Origin of the sequence: Aeromonas sp. FDAARGOS 1402 (assembly GCF_019046925.1) — a bacterium.
In the GTDB taxonomy this organism is placed as follows: Bacteria; Pseudomonadota; Gammaproteobacteria; order Enterobacterales; family Aeromonadaceae; genus Aeromonas; species Aeromonas caviae.
In genome coordinates this window covers 1,204,283-1,222,746 of record NZ_CP077201.1, presented here as the reverse complement: position 1 = coordinate 1,222,746, position 18,464 = coordinate 1,204,283, and the positions used below count along the sequence as shown (strand labels likewise).

Below are 18,464 nucleotides of genomic sequence, written 5' to 3'. Positions count from 1 at the left end.
GAAATAGGCAAGAAATCGGCAGAAAGTTCCCTTGATGGTAGGGGGTTATAAGAGAAAAATGCAACCCATACCTTACCGACTACGACCACCCCGGGAGATCCCATGAACAACTTCATCCTGCACACCCCCACCAAGGTGCTGTTCGGCAAGGGCCAGGTGGCCCAGCTGCGCGGCCAGATCCCCAGCGACGCCCGCATCCTCGTCACCTACGGCGGTGGCAGCGTGGTGCGCAGCGGCCTGCTGGACCAGATCCGCAGCGAGCTGGCCGGCCTGACCCTGTTTGAATTTGGCGGCATCGAGCCCAACCCCACCTACGAGACCCTGATGGGCGCCGTCGAACTGGCCCGCGCCGGGAAGGTCGACTTCCTGCTGGCAGTGGGTGGCGGCTCCGTGCTGGACGGCTCCAAGTTCATCGCCGCGGCCGCCCACTACGATCCGGCCAGGGATCCCTGGCACATCCTCGAGACCGTCGGGGGCGAGGTGGCCTCCGCCATTCCCCTGGGCAGCGTGCTGACCCTGCCGGCCACCGGTTCCGAGATGAACATGGGCGCCGTCATCACCCGCAAGAGCACAGGGGACAAGCAGCACTTCTTCTCGCCCTTCGTGATGCCGCGCTTCGCCGTGCTCGACCCCGTGCTCACCTACACCCTGCCCGCCCGTCAGGTGGCCAATGGGGTGGTGGATGCCTTCATCCACACCCTGGAGCAGTACCTCACCTACCCGGTGGATGCCAAGGTGCAGGATCGCTTCGCAGAAGGGCTGCTGCTGACCCTGGCGGAAGAGGGGCCCAAGGCGCTGGTGGAGCCGGAAAACTACGACGTGCGTGCCAACATCATGTGGAGCGCCACCCTGGCGCTGAACGGCCTGATCGGAGCCGGCGTGCCCCAGGACTGGGCCACCCACATGCTGGGCCACGAGATCACCGCCCTGCACGGTCTGGACCACGCCCAGACCCTGGCGGTGGTGCTGCCCGCCCTGCTGCAGGCCAAGCGCGAGCAGAAGCGCGCCAAGCTGCTGCAATACGCCGAGCGGGTCTGGGATCTGCGCAGCGGCAGTGACGAGGCGCGTATCGACGGTGCCATCGCCGCCACCCGCGATTTCTTCGAGCGGATGGGGATCAAGACCCGGCTGCGGGATTACGTGGCCGACGCCCGGATCGACGCCCTGCTGGCCAAGCTCGAAGAGCACGGCATGACCGCCCTGGGTGAGCACGGCGACATCGACCTGGCCCAGAGCCGGCATATTTATGAGGCTGCCTGGTAAGCAGAGCACGCCTGAACCGGGCCCAAGGCCCGGTTGCACCAGGGGGCCCGAACCCGCCAGCAGGCGGGGACGCGGCCCCCTGATCGTTGCAAAATGGTTACTTTTTCCCTTTTCATCTCATCAGATGAGCCAACGGCAGATTTCGTAAGAACAAAAAACGCTAAGGTAGAGGCCGGGTTAAACATTTTTTTTGACTGGTTGGATCACTTTTTTTAGCGCTTTTTGCTGGTATAAGCCCCTAATTTGGTTTGTTTTTTTTAATCATGGTCCGGGATGGGCTGAATTCTGTACCCGCCCGCCCGGGGCCGTGGTTGTAATAAAACTCCAAAATTTGATACTAATCACCCTCGCGCCTGAAAAGCGGGGGCCTGACCGTGACAGGAGGTCGAGGTGAAGCCTGCTGATTTTCATAACAAAGGGCCCGTGACCTGCACTTTGATCATGCCTTGTCCCCTCAGACATGAGAGACTTGGCGATGATTGTTTATTAACCATCAGGGAATAGTCATGCAGATTGGAATACCGAGAGAGAGTCTCGCCGGTGAGACCCGGGTCGCAGCGACCCCGGCCACTGTCGAGCAGCTGAAAAAGCTCGGCTTCGAGGTTGCCATCGAGGCCGGTGCCGGCCTGCGAGCCAGCTTCGATGATGCCGCCTTCGAGGCTGCCGGTGCCAGCGTGGTACCGAACGTCTGGCAAGCCGACCTTGTCTTCAAGGTCAACGCGCCGACCGAGGCCGAAATCGCACAAATTAAGGATGGTGCCACCCTGGTGAGCTTCATCTGGCCCGCCCAGAACCCCGAGCTGGTCAAGAAGCTTTCCGAGCGCAACATCAATGTGATGGCGATGGACATGGTGCCGCGGATCTCCCGTGCCCAGTCCCTCGACGCCCTCTCTTCCATGGCCAACATCGGTGGCTATCGCGCCGTCGTGGAAGCCGCGCACCAGTTCGGTCGCTTCTTCACCGGCCAGATCACCGCCGCCGGTAAAGTACCGCCCGCCAAGGTGCTGGTCATCGGTGCCGGTGTGGCCGGTCTGGCCGCCATCGGGACCGCCGGTTCCCTCGGTGCCATCGTGCGTGCCTTCGATACCCGCCTGGAAGTGGCCGAGCAGATCGAGTCCATGGGTGGGGAATTCCTCAAGCTGGACTTCGGCGGCGAAGATGGCGCTTCCAGCGACGGTTACGCCAAGGTGATGAGCGAAGAGTTCATCAAGGCCGAGATGGAGCTGTTCGCCCAGCAGGCCAAGGAAGTGGACATCATCATCACTACCGCCCTGATCCCGGGCAAGCCGGCACCCAAGCTCATCACCAAGGAAATGGTGGACAGCATGAAGCCGGGCTCCGTCATCGTGGACATGGCGGCCCAGGCCGGCGGCAACTGCGAATACACGGTACCGGGTGAACTGCATGTCACCGACAACGGCGTCAAGGTGATCGGTTACACCGATCTGCCGGGCCGCCTGCCTGCCCAATCCTCCCAGCTCTACGGCACCAATCTGGTGAACCTGATGAAGCTGATGTGCAAGGAGAAGGACGGCAACGTCGCCATCGACTTCGAAGACGTGGTGCAGCGCAACATGACGGTGGTCCAGGCCGGTGAAGTGACCTTCCCGCCCCCCGCCATCTCCGTCTCTGCCGCCCCGCAGAAACCCGCTGCCGCCAAACCGGCCGCCAAGAAGGAAGAGGCCAAGCCCTCCAACAAGAAGTTCGTGTTCGGTGCCCTCGGCATCGCCGCCTTCGGTTGGGTGGCCGCCGTGGCGCCTGCCGCCTTCCTCTCCCACTTCACCGTCTTCATCCTGGCCTGCGTGGTCGGTTACTACGTGGTGTGGAACGTCTCTCACGCCCTGCACACGCCGCTGATGTCGGTCACCAATGCCATCTCCGGCATCATCGTGGTCGGTGCGCTGTTGCAGATTGGACAAGGGTCGACCCTGGTCACCGTGCTGGCCTTTGTCGCCGTGCTGATTGCCAGTATCAACATCTTCGGTGGCTTCACCGTCACTCAGCGCATGCTGAAGATGTTCCGTAAGGATTAAGGGGGTTTAACGTGTCTCAAGGACTGGTAACAGCATCCTATATCGTTGCCGCCGTGCTCTTCATCCTCAGTCTCGCGGGACTGTCGAAGCAAGAAACGGCCAAGCATGGCAACCTGTTCGGTATCGCGGGGATGGCCATCGCCCTGCTCGCCACCGTCTTCAACCCGGAAACCAGTGGCGTCCACTGGATCATCCTGGCCATGGCCATCGGTGGCGCCATCGGCGTGCGTCTGGCCCTCAAGGTCGAGATGACCGAGATGCCCGAGCTGGTGGCCGTGCTGCACAGCTTCGTGGGCATGGCAGCGGTGCTGGTGGGCTTCAACAGCTTCATCGATCTGCACCCCTCCGCCCCCGCTGAAGTGGTGGTCTCCGTCGGTTCCAACCTGGATGCGACCCTGGCAGCCGCCCGGGCGGCGTTCGAGCAGGCGGCAAGCGTCGCCCAGGTCGAGCACCTCTCCGGCGCCATGCTGAACATCCACCTGGTGGAAGTGTTCCTGGGCGTCTTCATCGGTGCCGTGACCTTCACCGGTTCCGTGGTGGCGTTCGGCAAGCTGCGTGGCCTCATCTCTTCCAAGCCGCTGATGCTGCCGCACCGCCACAAGCTGAACCTGCTGGCCGTGGTGGTCTCCATCGCGCTGATGATCCACTTCGTCAACGCCGGTGGCTCCACCTTCGCCCTGCTGGTAATGACCCTGATCGCCTTCGCCTTCGGCTGGCACCTGGTCGCCTCCATCGGCGGTGCGGACATGCCGGTGGTGGTCTCCATGCTGAACTCCTACTCCGGTTGGGCGGCAGCGGCGGCGGGCTTCATGCTCTCCAATGACCTGCTGATCGTCACCGGTGCCCTGGTGGGTTCCTCCGGTGCCATCCTCTCCTACATCATGTGCAAGGCGATGAACCGCTCCTTCATCTCCGTGATCGCCGGTGGCTTCGGCTCCGACGGCGTGGCCTCCACCGCCGAGCAGGAGCTGGGCGAATACCGCGAGACCAACGCCGAAGACGTGGCCGACATGCTGAAGAACGCCAGCTCCGTCATCATCACCCCGGGCTACGGCATGGCGGTGGCGCAGGCCCAGTACCCGGTGGCCGAGATCACCCAGAAGCTGCGTGATCGCGGCGTCAAGGTGCGCTTCGGCATCCACCCGGTGGCCGGTCGTCTGCCTGGTCACATGAACGTGCTGCTGGCGGAAGCGAAAGTCCCCTATGACATCGTGCTGGAAATGGACGAGATCAATGATGACTTCGCCGACACCGACGTGGTGCTGGTGATCGGTGCCAACGACACCGTCAACCCGGCCGCCATGGAAGATCCGGGCAGCCCCATCGCCGGCATGCCGGTGCTGGAAGTGTGGAAGGCGCAGAACGTCATCGGCTTCAAGCGCTCCATGAACACTGGCTACGCCGGTGTCCAGAACCCGCTGTTCTTCAAGGAGAACACCCAGATGCTGTTTGGCGATGCCAAGGCCAGCGTCGAGGCCATCCTGAAGGCGCTGTAAGCGTTGACCGGATGAGACAAAAAGGGGGCTTCGGCCCCCTTTTTTTATGACCAGAGTGGATGACCGTGGCAGGGAACAGACAGGCTGTGGTGCCTGCCTGCCTGCCTGCCTGCCTGTCCGGACTGACTGACGAGCCCTGGCTCAATTAAAGTTGAGTAAAAAAACCAAAAAACCACCTTAAAGGCCTCTCATGGGGCCTTTTTGTCATTTCAGTCGTGATTTTGCTCACATTTTGTGGTGTTGTCTCACCAGTCGGGCATAATGCCCGCGCAAATAGCGGATTTGCTCAATTTTATTTGAGTCCGCTTTGAATATTCTTACCCAACGTTGACCGGATGACCCCATGACCGAGGTAGCTCCCTTGCGCGACGCCAGCACACTGACCGATGAAGAGCGCCATCTGATCGCCAGCTTCGAGCCTGCGGTGGCGGCGCTGTCCGCCCTGTTTGGCCCGGGCTGCGAGGTGGTGCTGCACGCCTTTGACAGTCTGCACGCCTCCGTCATCAAGATTGCCAACGGCCACATCACCGGCCGCCAGGAGGGTGCGCCGGTCACCGATTTTGCGCTCGACAAGTTGCACAGTGCCGCCGGCAGCCAGTGGAGCAGCTATTTCTCCCGCTCCCGGGAGGGCACCCTGCTGAAGTCTTCGTCCATCACCATCAGCAACCGCGAGGGCAAACCCATCGGCATGCTGTGCGTGAATTTCAGCCTGGACACGCCCCTTGGCAGCCTGCTCGACACCTTTGCCCCGCCCGCAGTACCCCCTGCCCACGGCACCGAGACCTTCGCCAGCTCGGTGGATGATCTGGTGGCGCAGGTGATCGCCAAGGTGGACAGGGATCCCGGGCTGGGCAGCAGCGTGCGCAACAAGGCGATCGTGCACCGGCTCTACGACATGGGCATCTTCGAGATCAAGGATGCCGCCCAACTGGTGGCCGAGCTGCTCGGCATCTCCCGCCATACCGTTTACCTGCATATCCGCAATCACAAGGCGGAACTGGCCGAACAACAATGACGAGCCCGCACGCGGGCGTCATGAACATGAGACACATCGCAATGAACGCACAATGGACCGACTTTATTACCCTGCTCAAGCGTGAAGTGGTGCCGGCCCTCGGCTGCACCGAGCCCATGTCGGTCGCCCTGGCGGCGGCCAACTGCCGCAAGCTGCTGGGGCAGGTACCGACTCGCACCCGCGTCTGGGTCAGCGGCAATCTGTTCAAGAACGGCATGGGGGTCGGCGTGCCCGGCACCGGCATGATCGGCCTGCCGGTGGCCGCCGCCGTCGGCATCACCGGTGGCAACCCGGATGCCGGGCTGGAGGTGCTCAAGAGCCTCACGCCGGATCAGGTCGAGGCGGCCAAGGGGCTGCTGCCCACCATAGAGGTGGATGTGAAGGATGTGCCCGACGTGCTCTACGCCGAGGTGCTGGCCGAAGTGGAGGGGCACAGCGCCCGGGTGGTGATCTGTACCGACCATACCCGCATCGTGCTGATGGAGAAGGATGGCGAGGTGCTGATGGTGCAGGACAGCGCCCCCGGGGTGCAGATCCAGCCAGCCAAGGCCGGCAAGCCCGCCATGACCCTGAAGGAGATCGTGGCCTTCGCCCTGGAGGTGCCGCTGGTCGAGATCGACTTCATCCGCGAGGCGGCCACCATGAACCAGGCGCTGGCGGACGAAGGGCTGCAGGGCTATGGCCTGCGCATCGGCAAGATCCTCACCGATCAGGTGGAGCGCAAGCTGCTTTCCGACGATCTGATGACCCTGGCCATGCGCCTGTCGTCTGCCGCCTCCGATGCGCGGATGGATGGCGCCATGCTGCCCGCCATGTCCAACTCCGGTTCCGGCAACCAGGGCATTGCCGCCACCATGCCGGTGGTCGCCGCGGCCCGCTTCCTCAAGGCCGATGACGAGCAGCTGGCCCGTGCCCTGGTGATGAGCCATCTGGTGGCCATCTACATCAAGGCCTACCAGAACAAGCTCTCTGCCCTGTGTGCCGCCAGTACCGCCGCCATGGGATCGGGGGCCGCCATCACCTGGCTGCTGGGGGGCCAGTTCGAGCAGATCAGCCACTGCATCAACAACATGATTGGGGATGTTTCCGGCATCATCTGCGACGGCGCCGGCAGCGCCTGCTCCATGAAGGTCTCCACCTCCACCTCGGCGGCGGTGAAATCCTCGCTGATGGCCATCAACAACCTGCGCGTGCCCCAGAGCGAGGGGATCGTCTCGGACGATGTGGACCAGACCATCGCCAACCTGGGTCGCCTCTCCAGGGAGGGGATGCTGGATACCGACATCGAGATCATCAACATCATGCGGGCCAAGCAGCAGGGTAAGCACCAGTGACCCCGGAGTGCCGCCGTCGGCCATAAAAAAACCGGAGCCAGTGGCTCCGGTTTTTCATTGTCCGTTCGCTACTCAGCCGCGACCGAGACGGTTGTCCGGGTAGTTCTTGGCCAACACTTCGCGGGCATGCTGGGCCAGGGTCGGCATCTTCAGGGTGTCATAGGCGTTGACCATGATTTCCAGTGCCTTCTCGGTTTCCACCGTGTCGGGATAGGTCTCGACGATCAGCTTGGCGCGGTTGGCGGCGGCGATCAGGGCGTCACGCTTGACGTAGTACTCGGCTACCCCCAGGTCATAGCGGGCAAGACGGTTCTTCAGGCCGATCATGCGGGCACGGGCATCGGCTGCATAGCTGCTGTTGGGGTAGTTCTGCAGCAGGGTCTTGAAGTCCTGGAAGGCCTGACGGGCGTAGGAGGGGTCCTTGTCATCCCGATTGATGCCGAGGAAATCCTGGAAGAAGTTGTAATCCGCCGCCATGTTGGTCAGGCCGCGCATATAGAAGACGTAATCGATGTTCTTGTGCGCCGGGTTCAGGCGGATAAAACGGTCGATGTTGGCGATCGCCTGGGCGGTATCATCCTGCTTGTAGTAGGCATAGATGAGATCGAGCTGAACCTGGTTGGAGTAGGCACCGAACGGGTAACGAGAGTCCAGCGCTTCCAGCAGTTCGATGGCATTGAGGTAATTGCCGGTATCCAGTTTGATGCGGGCTTTCTGGTACAGAACTTCCGGCGGTTCGTCGGGAACCTTGGGTTTGGTGCTGGAACAGCCAGTGATCAGAGTAGCGACCAAGGCGAGCGACATCAGCAGGTGAGACTTCTTTCCCATCAACAACATCCGGTCCATTTCCACGAAATTGGCAAAGTATCCGTTATGCTTGGCTAAAAGAAAAGCTAGAATACCCGGATTATTTCGAATTGATACCCCCGCTCAAGAGACCATACATGAGCCAGCATATTGAACTGACAGGCGAATTTCAGGATCACCAATTCGGGCAACGACTCGACCAGGCCCTGGCCGAATTGTTTCCCGACTACTCCCGGACCCGCATCAAGGAGTGGATTTTACAGGACAGAGTGACCCTGGACGGTCAGGTTGCCAATACCCCGCGCGAGAAAGTGGTGGCCGGGCAGCAGGTACATGTAAACGTGGAACTGGCAGACGACACCCGCTGGGATGCCCAGAACATCGAGCTGAACATCGTTTATGAAGATGAACACATCCTGGTGATCGACAAGCCGGCCGGCCTGGTGGTTCACCCGGGCGCCGGTACGCCGGACGGCACCGTGCTCAACGCCCTGCTGCACCGCTACCCCGGTATCGCCGAGGTCCCCCGCGCCGGTATCGTGCACCGTCTGGACAAAGACACCACGGGGTTGATGGTGGTGGCCAAGACCATTCCCGCCCAGACCCACCTGGTGGAAGCCCTGCAGGCACGCCAGATCACTCGTGAGTACGAGGCGATTGCCATCGGCCACATGACCGCCGGCGGCACCGTCGATGCCCCCATCGGTCGTCATCCGACCCAGCGTACCCACATGGCCGTGGTGCCCAACGGGCGCGAGTCCGTCACCCACTACCGGGTGCACGAGAAGTTCCGTGGTCACACCCGTCTGCGGTTGCGGCTGGAGACCGGCCGTACGCACCAGATCCGTGTCCACATGGCCCACATCAAGCATCCGCTGGTGGGGGATCCCGCCTACGGCGGTCGTCTGCGTCTGCTGCGCAACGCCACCCCCGAACTGACCGAGGCCCTGCGCGGTTTTCACCGTCAGGCACTGCACGCCACCATGCTGAAGCTGGCGCACCCCATCACGGGTGAAGTGATGGAGTGGCACTCCCCCACGCCGCAGGATATGGTGGCGCTGATGGAAGTGCTGCGGGCGGATACCCTGACCAATCCTGACGATCTGGTCTGGAACTGATCCCGGGGGCGGCCTTGCGACGATTCCTGCCGTAATCTGCCCTCCATGATCTGACGCGGGGCCCCTTGACTGGTTGCAGCCAAGGGGCCCCGTTTTCATATGAACGAAAGGAGCCACAGATGAACTGGATCACACCCGACTGGCCCGCACCGGGCAATGTCAGGGCTCTCTCGACCACCCGGGACGGCGGCATCAGCGAAGGGGTCTTTGCTGGTCTGAACCTCGGGGCCCATGTGGGCGATGCACCGGCCAGGGTCGAGGCCAACCGCGCCCGACTGCAGCAGGTGGCGGGGATCCCCGGCACTCTCAACTGGCTCAACCAGGTACATGGCATCGCCGTCCATCCGGTGAGCGACCGTTATGAGCGCGTACCGGATGCCGATGCCGCCTGTGCCCGTGAGGCGGGGCAGGCCTGCATCGTGATGACTGCCGACTGCCTGCCAGTGCTGTTCTGCGATCGGGCAGGCACCGTAGTGGCGGCGGCCCATGCCGGTTGGCGCGGACTGCAGGGGGGCGTATTGGAGGCAAGCATCGCCGCCATGGGCTGCGAGTCTGGCGAGATCCTGGCCTGGTTGGGCCCGGCCATCGGTCCCGCCGCGTTCGAAGTGGGTGGCGAGGTGCGCGATGCCTTCATGGCGGAGCAGGCCGAGGCGGCGGCTGCGTTCGTGCCATCCCTCAACGAAGGGAAATGGCTGGCGGATATCTACCAGCTGGCCCGACTGCGCTTCGCCCGCGCCGGCGTCACCGCCATCTATGGCGGAGAATACTGCACCTTCAGCGACAGCGAGCGCTTCTACTCCTATCGCCGCGACGGGCAGACGGGTCGCATTGCCTCCCTTGTATGGCTGGAAAAATAGCCGAAGAGGCGCTCGCGAGTGGCCGCAAGCGCCTCTTCACTCCCTGGTGATGGCCCTTTGGCGGCCATGTCTTGCTGCCGAGCAGGCTCAGGGTGCAGGCTGCCATTGCGAGGTCGTTTTCCCTCGGTCACCGCTATTGAGGAAAAAACAAACAGTCACCCCTTGAAATTGCCCTTCAAGACCACATCTTCCTTGTCAGAAAGCGATGTTGTTGCCGCGCATGCGGCGTCTGTCTTGAAGGGGGAGTGCAATGCGCCTCGATCGCCTGACCAGCAAATTCCAGATTGCCATTTCCGATGCCCAGTCTCTTGCACTGGGTCGTGACCACCAATTCATCGAACCCGTCCATCTGATGAGCGCCTTGCTCAATCAGGACGGCGGATCCATTCGTCCGCTGCTCACCCTGACCGGTCTCGACATCAATACCCTGCGCTCGCGCCTCGGCGAGGAGCTGGACCGCCTGCCCCGCGTCAGCGGCGTGGAAGGGGACGTACAGCTCTCCAACGGCCTAGGCCGGCTGCTCAACGTCTGCGACAAGCTGGCCCAGCAGCGCAAGGATCAGTTCATCTCGTCCGAGCTGTTCGTGCTGGCGGCCCTGGACGAGAAGGGGACGCTGGGCGAGCTGCTGCGTGCCCAGGGGCTGACCAAGGAAAAACTCGAGGCAGCCATCGACAAGGTCCGTGGCGGCAAGAAGGTGGAGGATGCCAACGCCGAGGAGAATCGCCAGGCGCTGGAGAAGTACACCATCGATCTCACCGAGCGGGCAGAACTCGGCAAGCTCGACCCGGTGATCGGCCGGGATGACGAAATTCGCCGCACCATCCAGGTGCTGCAACGACGCACCAAGAACAACCCGGTGCTGATCGGCGCACCCGGCGTCGGCAAGACCGCCATCGTCGAGGGGCTGGCCCAGCGCATCATCAATGGCGAAGTGCCGGAAGGGCTCAAGAACAAGCGGGTTCTGTCGCTCGACATGGGGGCCCTGGTGGCCGGAGCCAAGTATCGCGGCGAGTTCGAGGAGCGGCTCAAGGCGGTTCTGAACGATCTGGCCAAGGAGGAGGGCAACGTCATCCTCTTCGTGGACGAGCTGCACACCATGGTCGGCGCCGGCAAGGGCGAGGGTGCCATGGATGCGGGCAACATGCTCAAGCCCGCCCTGGCCCGCGGCGAGCTGCACTGCGTCGGGGCCACCACCCTCGATGAGTACAGGCAGTACGTGGAGAAGGATGCCGCCCTGGAGCGCCGTTTCCAGAAGGTGCTGGTGGAGGAGCCCTCGGTGGAGGACACCATCGCCATCCTGCGTGGCCTGAAGGAGCGCTACGAGCTGCACCACCATGTGCAGATCACCGACCCCGCCATCGTCGCGGCGGCCCAGCTATCCCACCGCTACATCGCGGATCGCCAGCTGCCTGACAAGGCTATCGACCTCATCGACGAGGCGGCGGCCAGCATCCGGCTCCAGATCGACTCCAAGCCGGAATCCCTGGACCGGCTCGAGCGGCGCATCATCCAGCTCAAGCTGGAGCAGCAGGCGCTGATGAAGGAGGACGATGACGCCAGCCGCAAGCGCCTCGATCTGCTCAATCAGGAGCTGACGGAAAAAGAGCGGGAATACAACGAGCTGGAAGAGGTGTGGAAGGCCGAGAAGGCTGCCCTCGCCGGGACCCAGCACATCAAGGCGGCACTGGAGCAGGCCCGTCAGGATCTCGAGGTGGCGCGTCGCGCAGGGGACTTGGGCCGCATGTCCGAGTTGCAGTACGGCCGCATCCCGGAGCTGGAGAAACAGCTGGATCTCGCCACCCAGGCCGAGATGCAGGAGACCAGCCTGCTGCGCAACCGGGTCACCGACGTGGAGATCGCCGACGTCCTGGCCCGTTGGACCGGCATTCCGGTGGCCCGCATGCTGGAAGGAGAACGGGAGAAGCTGCTGCGGATGGAGGATCAGCTGCACAGCCGGGTGATCGGCCAGGAAGAGGCGGTGGACGCCGTCTCCAACGCCATTCGCCGCTCTCGTGCCGGGCTGTCCGACCCGAACCGCCCCATCGGCTCCTTCCTCTTCCTCGGCCCCACCGGGGTGGGCAAGACCGAGCTGTGCAAGGCGCTGGCGGAGTTCCTGTTCGATACCCAGGACGCCATGGTGCGGATCGACATGTCCGAGTTCATGGAGAAACACAGCGTGGCCCGTCTGGTGGGGGCGCCTCCGGGATACGTGGGTTACGAGGAAGGGGGGTATCTCACCGAGGCGGTGCGCCGTCGCCCCTACTCGGTGATCCTGCTGGACGAGGTGGAAAAAGCCCACCCGGATGTCTTCAACATTCTGTTGCAGGTGCTGGACGATGGCCGCCTGACCGACGGTCAGGGGCGTACCGTGGACTTCCGCAACACCGTGGTGATCATGACCTCCAACCTCGGGTCTGATCTCATCCAGGAGCACCACTCCGAGAAGGATTACGACGAGATGAAGGCCATGCTGATGGAGGTGCTGACCCGCAGCTTCCGGCCGGAGTTCATCAACCGGATCGACGAGACCGTGGTGTTCCACCCGCTCGGTGAGGAGCACATCAAGTCCATCGCCCGCATCCAGCTCAAGAGCCTGATGAGCCGTCTGGAGTCCCAGGGCTTCGAGGTGGAGGTGAGCGAGGAGCTGCTGACCAAGCTGGTTCATGCCGGGTTCGATCCCGTCTACGGGGCGCGTCCCCTCAAGCGGGCGATCCAGCAGAAGGTGGAGAACCCGCTGGCCCAGGCCCTGCTCAGCGGTCGGGTCATCCCGGGCAAGACACTGCGGCTGGGGGCCGACAGCAACGGCCTCACCATGACCCAGTAATGGGATTGTCGATGAAAAACGCAGGCCTCGTGCCTGCGTTTTGTTTTCTGAGGGATTGAGATGCTGACGTTTTCCGTGCTGGTGGATGACGACGTTCATCTGCCTGGCTGTCTGCCCGAGCGAGGGTTGGCGCTGCTGCTGGAGTGTGACGGCCTCCGGGTGCTGTTCGACAGCGGCCGTGGCCGGGCGCTGCGGCACAATGCCGAGGTGATGGGGGTAGATCTTGGCTCTCTCACCCATGTGGTGCTGTCCCACGGTCATTACGACCATGTGGGAGGCATCGGCTCCCTGCCCGTCTATTCCGATCCCATTCCATTGATCGCTTGTCCGGATGTGTTCAATGAGCGGGGCTACTTCCTGCCGTTGCTGCCCCGACGCTACAACCTCTACCGCCTCTCGGGCGACCTGGATCCGCGACAACTGACGACGAGAGGGCTGCTCCCTCACTGTTCAGCTGAGCCGGTCTGGCTGTCCGAGCGGCTGGTGTTCCTGGGATCCATACTGCGACGGGAGCAGGCCAAACCCTCCTTGCTTGGTTACATGGTGCGGGGCGGGCGAGTGGAGAAAGACCTTATCAGCGATGATTCGGCGCTGGTCTACAAGAGCGAGCAGGGGCTCATCGTCTTTATCGGCTGTGGTCACGCCGGGCCGAGAACATCATCGCGCGGGCCAAGGAGGTGTGTGGCGATGAGCGGATCCACGCCGTCATCGGCGGCCTGCATCTGAAGTTTTCCGGCCCGCAGCGGGCGGTGGCGCTCGGCACTTATCTGCAGGAGGAGGCGGTAGAGAAGCTGTTTGCCTGCCATTGCACCGGCAAACGGAAGGCGGTGCTGCCGCGGCAGCGCCAGATCGGGGCCGGTTTCGAGTACCGATTTCCTGCATAAAAAAACGGCAATCCGAAGATTGCCGGGAGGAATGTATTCGATGCGATCTGACGTGGGTTGAGCGGATCGCAGGGGCAAGCCCCAGGGTCGGCAGGCACAGTCAGCGACCATGCCCGCCTTACAGTCAGTCGGGATACGCTCTCCACCCCGGCTGACCAGCTTCGCTATCGCGTCTGTCCCGCGCCGTGTTGCCGCGATAGGAGGACAGATGCAATCAAATCAATTCGTTACAGCATGCCTGGGATGGCAGCCTTCATTTCAGATGGCCAGACGCCGACCTGGACCTGACCGATGTGCTCTTTTTGCAGCAGCAGCATGGCCAGACGGGATTGGCCGATGCCGCCGCCGATGGTTTGCGGCATCCGTGCTGCCAGCAGATCCTGATGCCAGTCGTACTGCAGGCGATCCTCGTCCCCGGTGATGGCGAGCTGGCGGCGCAGGGCCTCTGCGTCCACCCGGATCCCCATGGAGGAGATCTCGAAGCTGTCTTCCAGCACCGGGTTCCACACCAGGATGTCACCGTTCAGACCCGCCAGCCCCAGCTCGCTCTCGCTGCTCCAGTCGTCGTAGTCCGGGGCACGGACGTCGTGGCGTTCGCCGTGAGAGAGGGCGCCACCGATACCGATGAGGAAGACCGCTCCCAGCTCTTTGGCGATGGCGCGCTCGCGTCCCTTGGCATCGAGGTCCGGGTAGCGGGTCAGCAGCTCTTCACTGTGCAGGAACTGAATATCCGCCGGCAGGAAGGGGGTCAGGTCGTGCTCGGCACAGACCGCGCGCTCGGTGGCCTTGATGGCGGCCCAGATGCCGCGCACCGTCTCCTGCAGATAGGCCAGATCCCGGCGCTCGCCCGGCATCACCTTCTCCCAGTCCCACTGGTCGACGTAGACGGAGTGAATGGGGCTGAGACGTTCCTCGTCCGGACGCAGTGCCTTCATGTGGGTGTAGATGCCTTCACCCGGGCCGAAACCGAAGCGACCCAGAGTCTGGCGCTTCCACTTGGCCAGGGAGTGGACCACTTCATAGCTGTGCTCCGGCAGGGTTTTCACCTTGACCTGCACTGCATGCTCGCAGCCGGAGAGGTTGTCCTGGGTGCCGTCACCGACCCGGCTCAGAATGGGGGCTTGTACCTCCATCAGGCCGAGTTGCAGTGCGAGTTGGCGGGAGAACATCTCTTTGACGAAGCTGATCTGCTGTTGGCTGCGGATGTAGTGCTGTTTCATGCTGAATTACCTGTCGTGAATCCGTTGAATGCGGTGATTCTTCAACAGAATGCCAACTAAATTCAATATTCGATAATTGAAATAGGCTTTGTGTGTTTTTTTCTTCAAAATAAGCCATCAATTAATGATGAATCATTAAAAGGAGCGCAAAAAAGTGTCAGAAAATTATCGGATCGATAATCTCGATCAGGCCATCCTCTCCGCCCTGATGGAGAATGCGCGCCTGCCTTACGCCGAGCTGGCCAAACAACTGCTGGTGAGCCCGGGCACCATCCACGTGCGGGTAGAGAAGATGAAGCAGGCGGGCATCATCGAGGGAACGCGGGTGCAGGTGAACCCCAAGAAGCTGGGCTACGACGTCTGCTGCTTCATCGGGATCAACCTCAAGAGCGCCAAGGATTACCCGTCGGCCCTGGCCAAACTGCAGGCGCTGGACGAGGTGGTGGAGGCCTACTACACCACGGGCCACTACAGCATCTTCATGAAGGTGATGACCCGTTCCATCGACGAGTTGCAGACGGTACTGATCCACAAGATCCAGACCATCGACGAGATCCAGTCCACCGAGACGCTGATTTCGCTGCAAAACCCGATCCTGCGGGATGTGAAGCCTTGAGTCGGGTGGTCTGAGGGGGGCGTAGAGACCCCTCTCCCGTGATAGACCCTGTCCGCGCTGCAGAATTCGACCCTGTGGGAGATGACACCCTGACTGGTGGGTCAGGGTTCGATATAGGGGATGCCGTATTTGTCGTAGAGGGCCTTGAGCCGGCCGTCCCGCTTCATGTGCAGCAATTCGGCATCATAGGCGGCCATCAGGGCCGGGGTGTCGGCATCGGCCCGGGAACGGGTCCAGGCATTGAAGTAGGGGCTGGTCTTGAGGGGTTTTGGCAGGTAGTCGAGCTTGCCTTCCAGTCCCTCCTCTCTTATCTGGGTGAAGGCGGTGACCAGGGACATGGGCACCACGTCGATACGACCGGCAATGAGTTTTCGCAGTTGCAGCTGGTTGATGGGGATCTCCTGGAAGTGATAGCTCGGGTCTGTCATGGCTGCCGCGAGCTCGGGGGTATAGGAGAAATCCCGGGTGACACCGATACGCCAGGGTTTGAGATCCGTCAGATGGTCATAGTGGATCAGGCCTGCGGACTCCTTGCGTATGAAGAAGTGCCAGCTATGGAGCATATGGGCCTGTTTGGGGTAGAGCAGATAGGCCTCCCGCTCCGGTTTGTAGGAGTGGGCCAGCAGCAGATCATAGAAGCCGCTTTCGGCATTGCGGGTGAGCCTGGCTCCCGAATCGATGAGCTCAATCCTGATGGGGGTATGGAGCGTGCCGAAGATGGCGGTGACGAGATCCACATCCAGCCCGCGAGGGTGTCCCTGTGCATCCAGCCACTTGAGAGGGGGCTCCTGGATGCCACCAATGACCAACTCCCTGGCTGACAGCCAGCAGGGCAGCAGAAAGCAGAATACGAGCAAGCGTCGCACGTTACATCTCCTGAGCATTGGGGACGGGGTCGCATCCGGCAGGGACTGTGACCGATACCTATCTAACTAGAGACGACCACGGATGGCAAACCCTGAAATGGGGAGGGGACAAACGAACGGTGCCGGTGGGAGGGGGGCGGGCTGCCTCGACAGGCCGCCCTGTGGCAGAGTCGGGCGGGATGGACCAGCCACTCGCCGGCTGTGGGCGGGAGGGTAGTCGGCATGAAACGTGTGCGAGGTGGCCTGCCTCAGGTTGCCTGACACTGTTTCATCTGGGTGTTGAGGGCCTGCATCACCTGACGACGGCTGATGATGCCCGTCACCTTGCCTCCCTCCATTACCGGATAGACCTTGGGTCTGGCCCCGGCCATCTGGCGGGCGAGATCCACGATGTTGTCATCAGGAGAGACGAACAGCGGGGTCCGGCTCATCAGATCTTCGACCAGAGTACGGGTGTCGCAGTGATAGCTGCCCGTGAGCAGGGCGGGAATGCAATCCTGCTCGGAGAGAAATCCGACGAGGTGCTGATGGTCATCCAGTACCGGCAGGCCCCCCAGGTTTGCCCGATGGAGTCTGTCCAGCGCCTCGGCCAGACCGAGGCCGGGGTGCAGTGAGTGGGTCAATGGCTGCATATGATCGCGAATTTGTAGCATGATGGTGGCTCCATGGGGGTCGATGGGGCCACTATGCCCGGTGGCTGTGACACGGGGCCAATGGGTTTTGCCTCGGACATCGATAGGTCATGGCCGATGAATGGGCCCTCCGTGCGATCCTGCATGGATCGGGGAGGGCGACAACCACAAGGAGAGTGTATGCGTGCATTGGTAACGGGCTGTGGCCGTCGCCTGGGATTCTATCTGTGCGAGCAGCTGGTGGCCGCTGGCTGGCAGGTGACGGGCAGCTATCGCAGCGAACGGCCCGAGCTGGATCGTCTGCGAGACGTGGGCGTCGAACTGGTACAGGCGGACTTTACCCGGGAAGAGGAGGTTGGCGCCGTGGTGACGGCGCTGGCGGCCCATGAGGATCTTGCCCTGATCATCCACAATGCCTCCGCCTTCGAGCCCCAGGCGGCGGATCCTGCGGTGCAGCTGGCCCAGTTTGATCAGTTCTACCGGGTACACATGGCGGCTCCCTTCCAGCTCAACCGGGCGCTGGCCCCCGCCCTTGCCCGCCAGCCCAACGGGGGCATCATCCACATCACCGATATCTACATCCATGCCCCGGCGCCCCAGTTTGCCGCCTACGTGGCCACCAAGGCGGGAGCCCATTCCCTGGCCATGAGCTTTGCCCGCGAACTGGCGCCTGCCGTGCGGGTCAACACCATAGAGCCTGGCCCCATCCTGTTTCTCGACGAGCACGGGGATGACTGGCGCCAGCAGGTGCTGGCGAAGACGCCGCTGGCGCGGGAAGGGGGTCTGGAGCCCATCTGGCAGGCGGTACAGATGCTGATGAAGAACGACTACATGACCGGGGCCAGCATCCGGGTGGACGGGGGGCGCGCCCTCGCCGTCATCTAGGGCAAGGCGGGCCGCCATGACATGAGGCGCCTTTGGGCGCCTCATGTGTGTGAACGGCTCAAGGGGGCCGGATGGCGGCGTGCCGGGAAGGGGGGCCGGGGTGGCCATTGCCGGGAAGCAGGGCCTCGTCTTGCTGGCAGAGATGGATGGGGGCCTGGCCGATGCGCTGCTTCGCAAACACCTTGCTGCCCGGCAGGCCGAGGGTCACCTTGCCGGAGTCCACACTGCCGCCCTGATACATCTCCGCCAGCAGATCCCCCAGGTAGGCATCCACCCCGGCCTCGGCGAAGTCATCCCGTTCGCCGCAGGCCAGTATGTCGATGTCCAGTGGCCTGTCCGCCACCTTGCACAGGGGGTTGCTGCGATCCCGGCCATGGGCCAGCTCCATGGTGACAAACTCGGCCTTGAGCTGGACGGGGGAGAGGTCGCTCTGGACGACGAACAGGCAGTTGAGGAAGTCGTGGCGCGAATGCATGCCCACGGGTTTGGTCTGGATGACGGAACTCAGGTGAAGGCGACCAAAGCGGGCCAGCAATTCGGCGACGACCTGACTGACGTGCAGGGCGGGGTCGAGATTGGATCCAATGCTACAGAGGTAAAACATGCTTTCCATT

Annotated in this window: 15 protein-coding genes and 1 pseudogene; 11 read left to right on the top strand and 5 right to left on the bottom strand. The window is 62.4% G+C overall.

Going from position 1 to position 18,464, the window contains the following annotated elements; genetic code table 11:
* The first annotated feature begins 102 nt into the window (after positions 1-102).
* The 5 genes from yqhD (at position 103) to I6L32_RS05845 (ending at position 7,141) form a co-directional block, all read left to right on the top strand.
* Positions 103-1,263 (top strand): alcohol dehydrogenase, encoded by a 1,161-nt coding sequence (gene yqhD / locus I6L32_RS05865; protein ID WP_216944808.1) that lies wholly within the window; start codon positions 103-105, stop codon positions 1,261-1,263.
* Positions 1,264-1,769: 506 nt separating this feature from the next.
* Positions 1,770-3,296, top strand: a complete 1,527-nt coding sequence (locus I6L32_RS05860) for a Re/Si-specific NAD(P)(+) transhydrogenase subunit alpha (RefSeq protein ID WP_010675996.1) — start codon at positions 1,770-1,772, stop codon at positions 3,294-3,296.
* An 11-nt stretch (positions 3,297-3,307) separates the two neighbouring features.
* Positions 3,308-4,792 (top strand): Re/Si-specific NAD(P)(+) transhydrogenase subunit beta, encoded by a 1,485-nt coding sequence (gene pntB / locus I6L32_RS05855; RefSeq protein WP_010675995.1) that lies wholly within the window; start codon positions 3,308-3,310, stop codon positions 4,790-4,792.
* Positions 4,793-5,135: 343 nt separating this feature from the next.
* On the top strand, positions 5,136-5,807 hold the full coding sequence (locus I6L32_RS05850) for a transcriptional regulator (protein ID WP_025202524.1): 672 nt from the start codon (positions 5,136-5,138) through the stop codon (positions 5,805-5,807).
* A gap of 26 nt (positions 5,808-5,833) precedes the next feature.
* On the top strand, positions 5,834-7,141 hold the full coding sequence (locus I6L32_RS05845) for a serine dehydratase subunit alpha family protein (protein ID WP_216944807.1): 1,308 nt from the start codon (positions 5,834-5,836) through the stop codon (positions 7,139-7,141).
* Between the two features lie 72 nt (positions 7,142-7,213).
* Here I6L32_RS05845 and I6L32_RS05840 read toward each other — a convergent pair whose 3' ends face one another.
* Positions 7,214-7,969: an outer membrane protein assembly factor BamD gene (locus tag I6L32_RS05840; RefSeq protein WP_039039695.1), complete on the bottom strand. Its 756-nt coding sequence runs from the start codon at positions 7,967-7,969 to the stop codon at positions 7,214-7,216.
* A gap of 116 nt (positions 7,970-8,085) precedes the next feature.
* On the opposite strand from I6L32_RS05840, the gene rluD reads away from it, so the two are divergent.
* From rluD to I6L32_RS05820, 4 genes and pseudogenes are all read left to right on the top strand, one after another.
* Positions 8,086-9,066 (top strand): 23S rRNA pseudouridine(1911/1915/1917) synthase RluD, encoded by a 981-nt coding sequence (gene rluD, locus I6L32_RS05835; RefSeq protein ID WP_216944806.1) that lies wholly within the window; start codon positions 8,086-8,088, stop codon positions 9,064-9,066.
* Between the two features lie 119 nt (positions 9,067-9,185).
* Positions 9,186-9,923: a peptidoglycan editing factor PgeF gene (gene pgeF, locus I6L32_RS05830; protein WP_216944805.1), complete on the top strand. Its 738-nt coding sequence runs from the start codon at positions 9,186-9,188 to the stop codon at positions 9,921-9,923.
* A gap of 250 nt (positions 9,924-10,173) precedes the next feature.
* Positions 10,174-12,747, top strand: a complete 2,574-nt coding sequence (clpB, locus tag I6L32_RS05825) for an ATP-dependent chaperone ClpB (protein WP_052816170.1) — start codon at positions 10,174-10,176, stop codon at positions 12,745-12,747.
* A 60-nt stretch (positions 12,748-12,807) separates the two neighbouring features.
* A pseudogene (locus I6L32_RS05820) lies at positions 12,808-13,631 on the top strand (MBL fold metallo-hydrolase).
* A gap of 227 nt (positions 13,632-13,858) precedes the next feature.
* On the opposite strand, the gene asnA reads toward I6L32_RS05820, so the two are convergent.
* On the bottom strand, positions 13,859-14,851 hold the full coding sequence (gene asnA, locus I6L32_RS05815; RefSeq protein WP_182956349.1) for an aspartate--ammonia ligase: 993 nt from the start codon (positions 14,849-14,851) through the stop codon (positions 13,859-13,861).
* Between the two features lie 154 nt (positions 14,852-15,005).
* Between asnA and asnC the strand changes: the two genes are divergently transcribed.
* Positions 15,006-15,467, top strand: a complete 462-nt coding sequence (asnC, locus tag I6L32_RS05810; RefSeq protein ID WP_041214272.1) for a transcriptional regulator AsnC — start codon at positions 15,006-15,008, stop codon at positions 15,465-15,467.
* 101 nt (positions 15,468-15,568) lie between these two features.
* On the opposite strand, the gene I6L32_RS05805 is transcribed toward asnC, so the two are convergent.
* Positions 15,569-16,333, bottom strand: coding sequence for an ABC transporter substrate-binding protein (locus I6L32_RS05805; protein WP_043153932.1), 765 nt, complete (start codon positions 16,331-16,333; stop codon positions 15,569-15,571).
* Positions 16,334-16,581: 248 nt separating this feature from the next.
* Positions 16,582-16,986, bottom strand: a complete 405-nt coding sequence (locus I6L32_RS05800) for a CBS domain-containing protein (protein ID WP_029314862.1) — start codon at positions 16,984-16,986, stop codon at positions 16,582-16,584.
* Positions 16,987-17,145: 159 nt separating this feature from the next.
* Here I6L32_RS05800 and I6L32_RS05795 point away from each other — a divergent pair, with 159 nt between their 5' ends.
* Positions 17,146-17,850, top strand: coding sequence for an SDR family oxidoreductase (locus tag I6L32_RS05795; RefSeq protein ID WP_039039618.1), 705 nt, complete (start codon positions 17,146-17,148; stop codon positions 17,848-17,850).
* Between the two features lie 58 nt (positions 17,851-17,908).
* On the opposite strand, the gene folK is transcribed toward I6L32_RS05795, so the two are convergent.
* Positions 17,909-18,454, bottom strand: a complete 546-nt coding sequence (folK, locus tag I6L32_RS05790; RefSeq protein ID WP_216944804.1) for a 2-amino-4-hydroxy-6-hydroxymethyldihydropteridine diphosphokinase — start codon at positions 18,452-18,454, stop codon at positions 17,909-17,911.
* Positions 18,455-18,464: the final 10 nt, after the last annotated feature.

What these genes read in the sequence shown, in the direction of transcription:
- I6L32_RS05800 (WP_029314862.1), bottom strand. Translation starts at nt 16,986, where the DNA reads ATGCTACAAATTCGCGATCATATGCAGCCATTGACCCACTCACTGCAC.
- rluD (WP_216944806.1), top strand. Translation starts at nt 8,086, where the DNA reads ATGAGCCAGCATATTGAACTGACAGGCGAATTTCAGGATCACCAATTC.
- I6L32_RS05860 (WP_010675996.1), top strand. Translation starts at nt 1,770, where the DNA reads ATGCAGATTGGAATACCGAGAGAGAGTCTCGCCGGTGAGACCCGGGTC.
- asnA (WP_182956349.1), bottom strand. Translation starts at nt 14,851, where the DNA reads ATGAAACAGCACTACATCCGCAGCCAACAGCAGATCAGCTTCGTCAAA.
- I6L32_RS05840 (WP_039039695.1), bottom strand. Translation starts at nt 7,969, where the DNA reads ATGGGAAAGAAGTCTCACCTGCTGATGTCGCTCGCCTTGGTCGCTACT.
- I6L32_RS05850 (WP_025202524.1), top strand. Translation starts at nt 5,136, where the DNA reads ATGACCGAGGTAGCTCCCTTGCGCGACGCCAGCACACTGACCGATGAA.
- folK (WP_216944804.1), bottom strand. Translation starts at nt 18,454, where the DNA reads ATGTTTTACCTCTGTAGCATTGGATCCAATCTCGACCCCGCCCTGCAC.
- yqhD (WP_216944808.1), top strand. Translation starts at nt 103, where the DNA reads ATGAACAACTTCATCCTGCACACCCCCACCAAGGTGCTGTTCGGCAAG.
- pgeF (WP_216944805.1), top strand. Translation starts at nt 9,186, where the DNA reads ATGAACTGGATCACACCCGACTGGCCCGCACCGGGCAATGTCAGGGCT.
- I6L32_RS05845 (WP_216944807.1), top strand. Translation starts at nt 5,834, where the DNA reads ATGAGACACATCGCAATGAACGCACAATGGACCGACTTTATTACCCTG.
- I6L32_RS05795 (WP_039039618.1), top strand. Translation starts at nt 17,146, where the DNA reads ATGCGTGCATTGGTAACGGGCTGTGGCCGTCGCCTGGGATTCTATCTG.
- clpB (WP_052816170.1), top strand. Translation starts at nt 10,174, where the DNA reads ATGCGCCTCGATCGCCTGACCAGCAAATTCCAGATTGCCATTTCCGAT.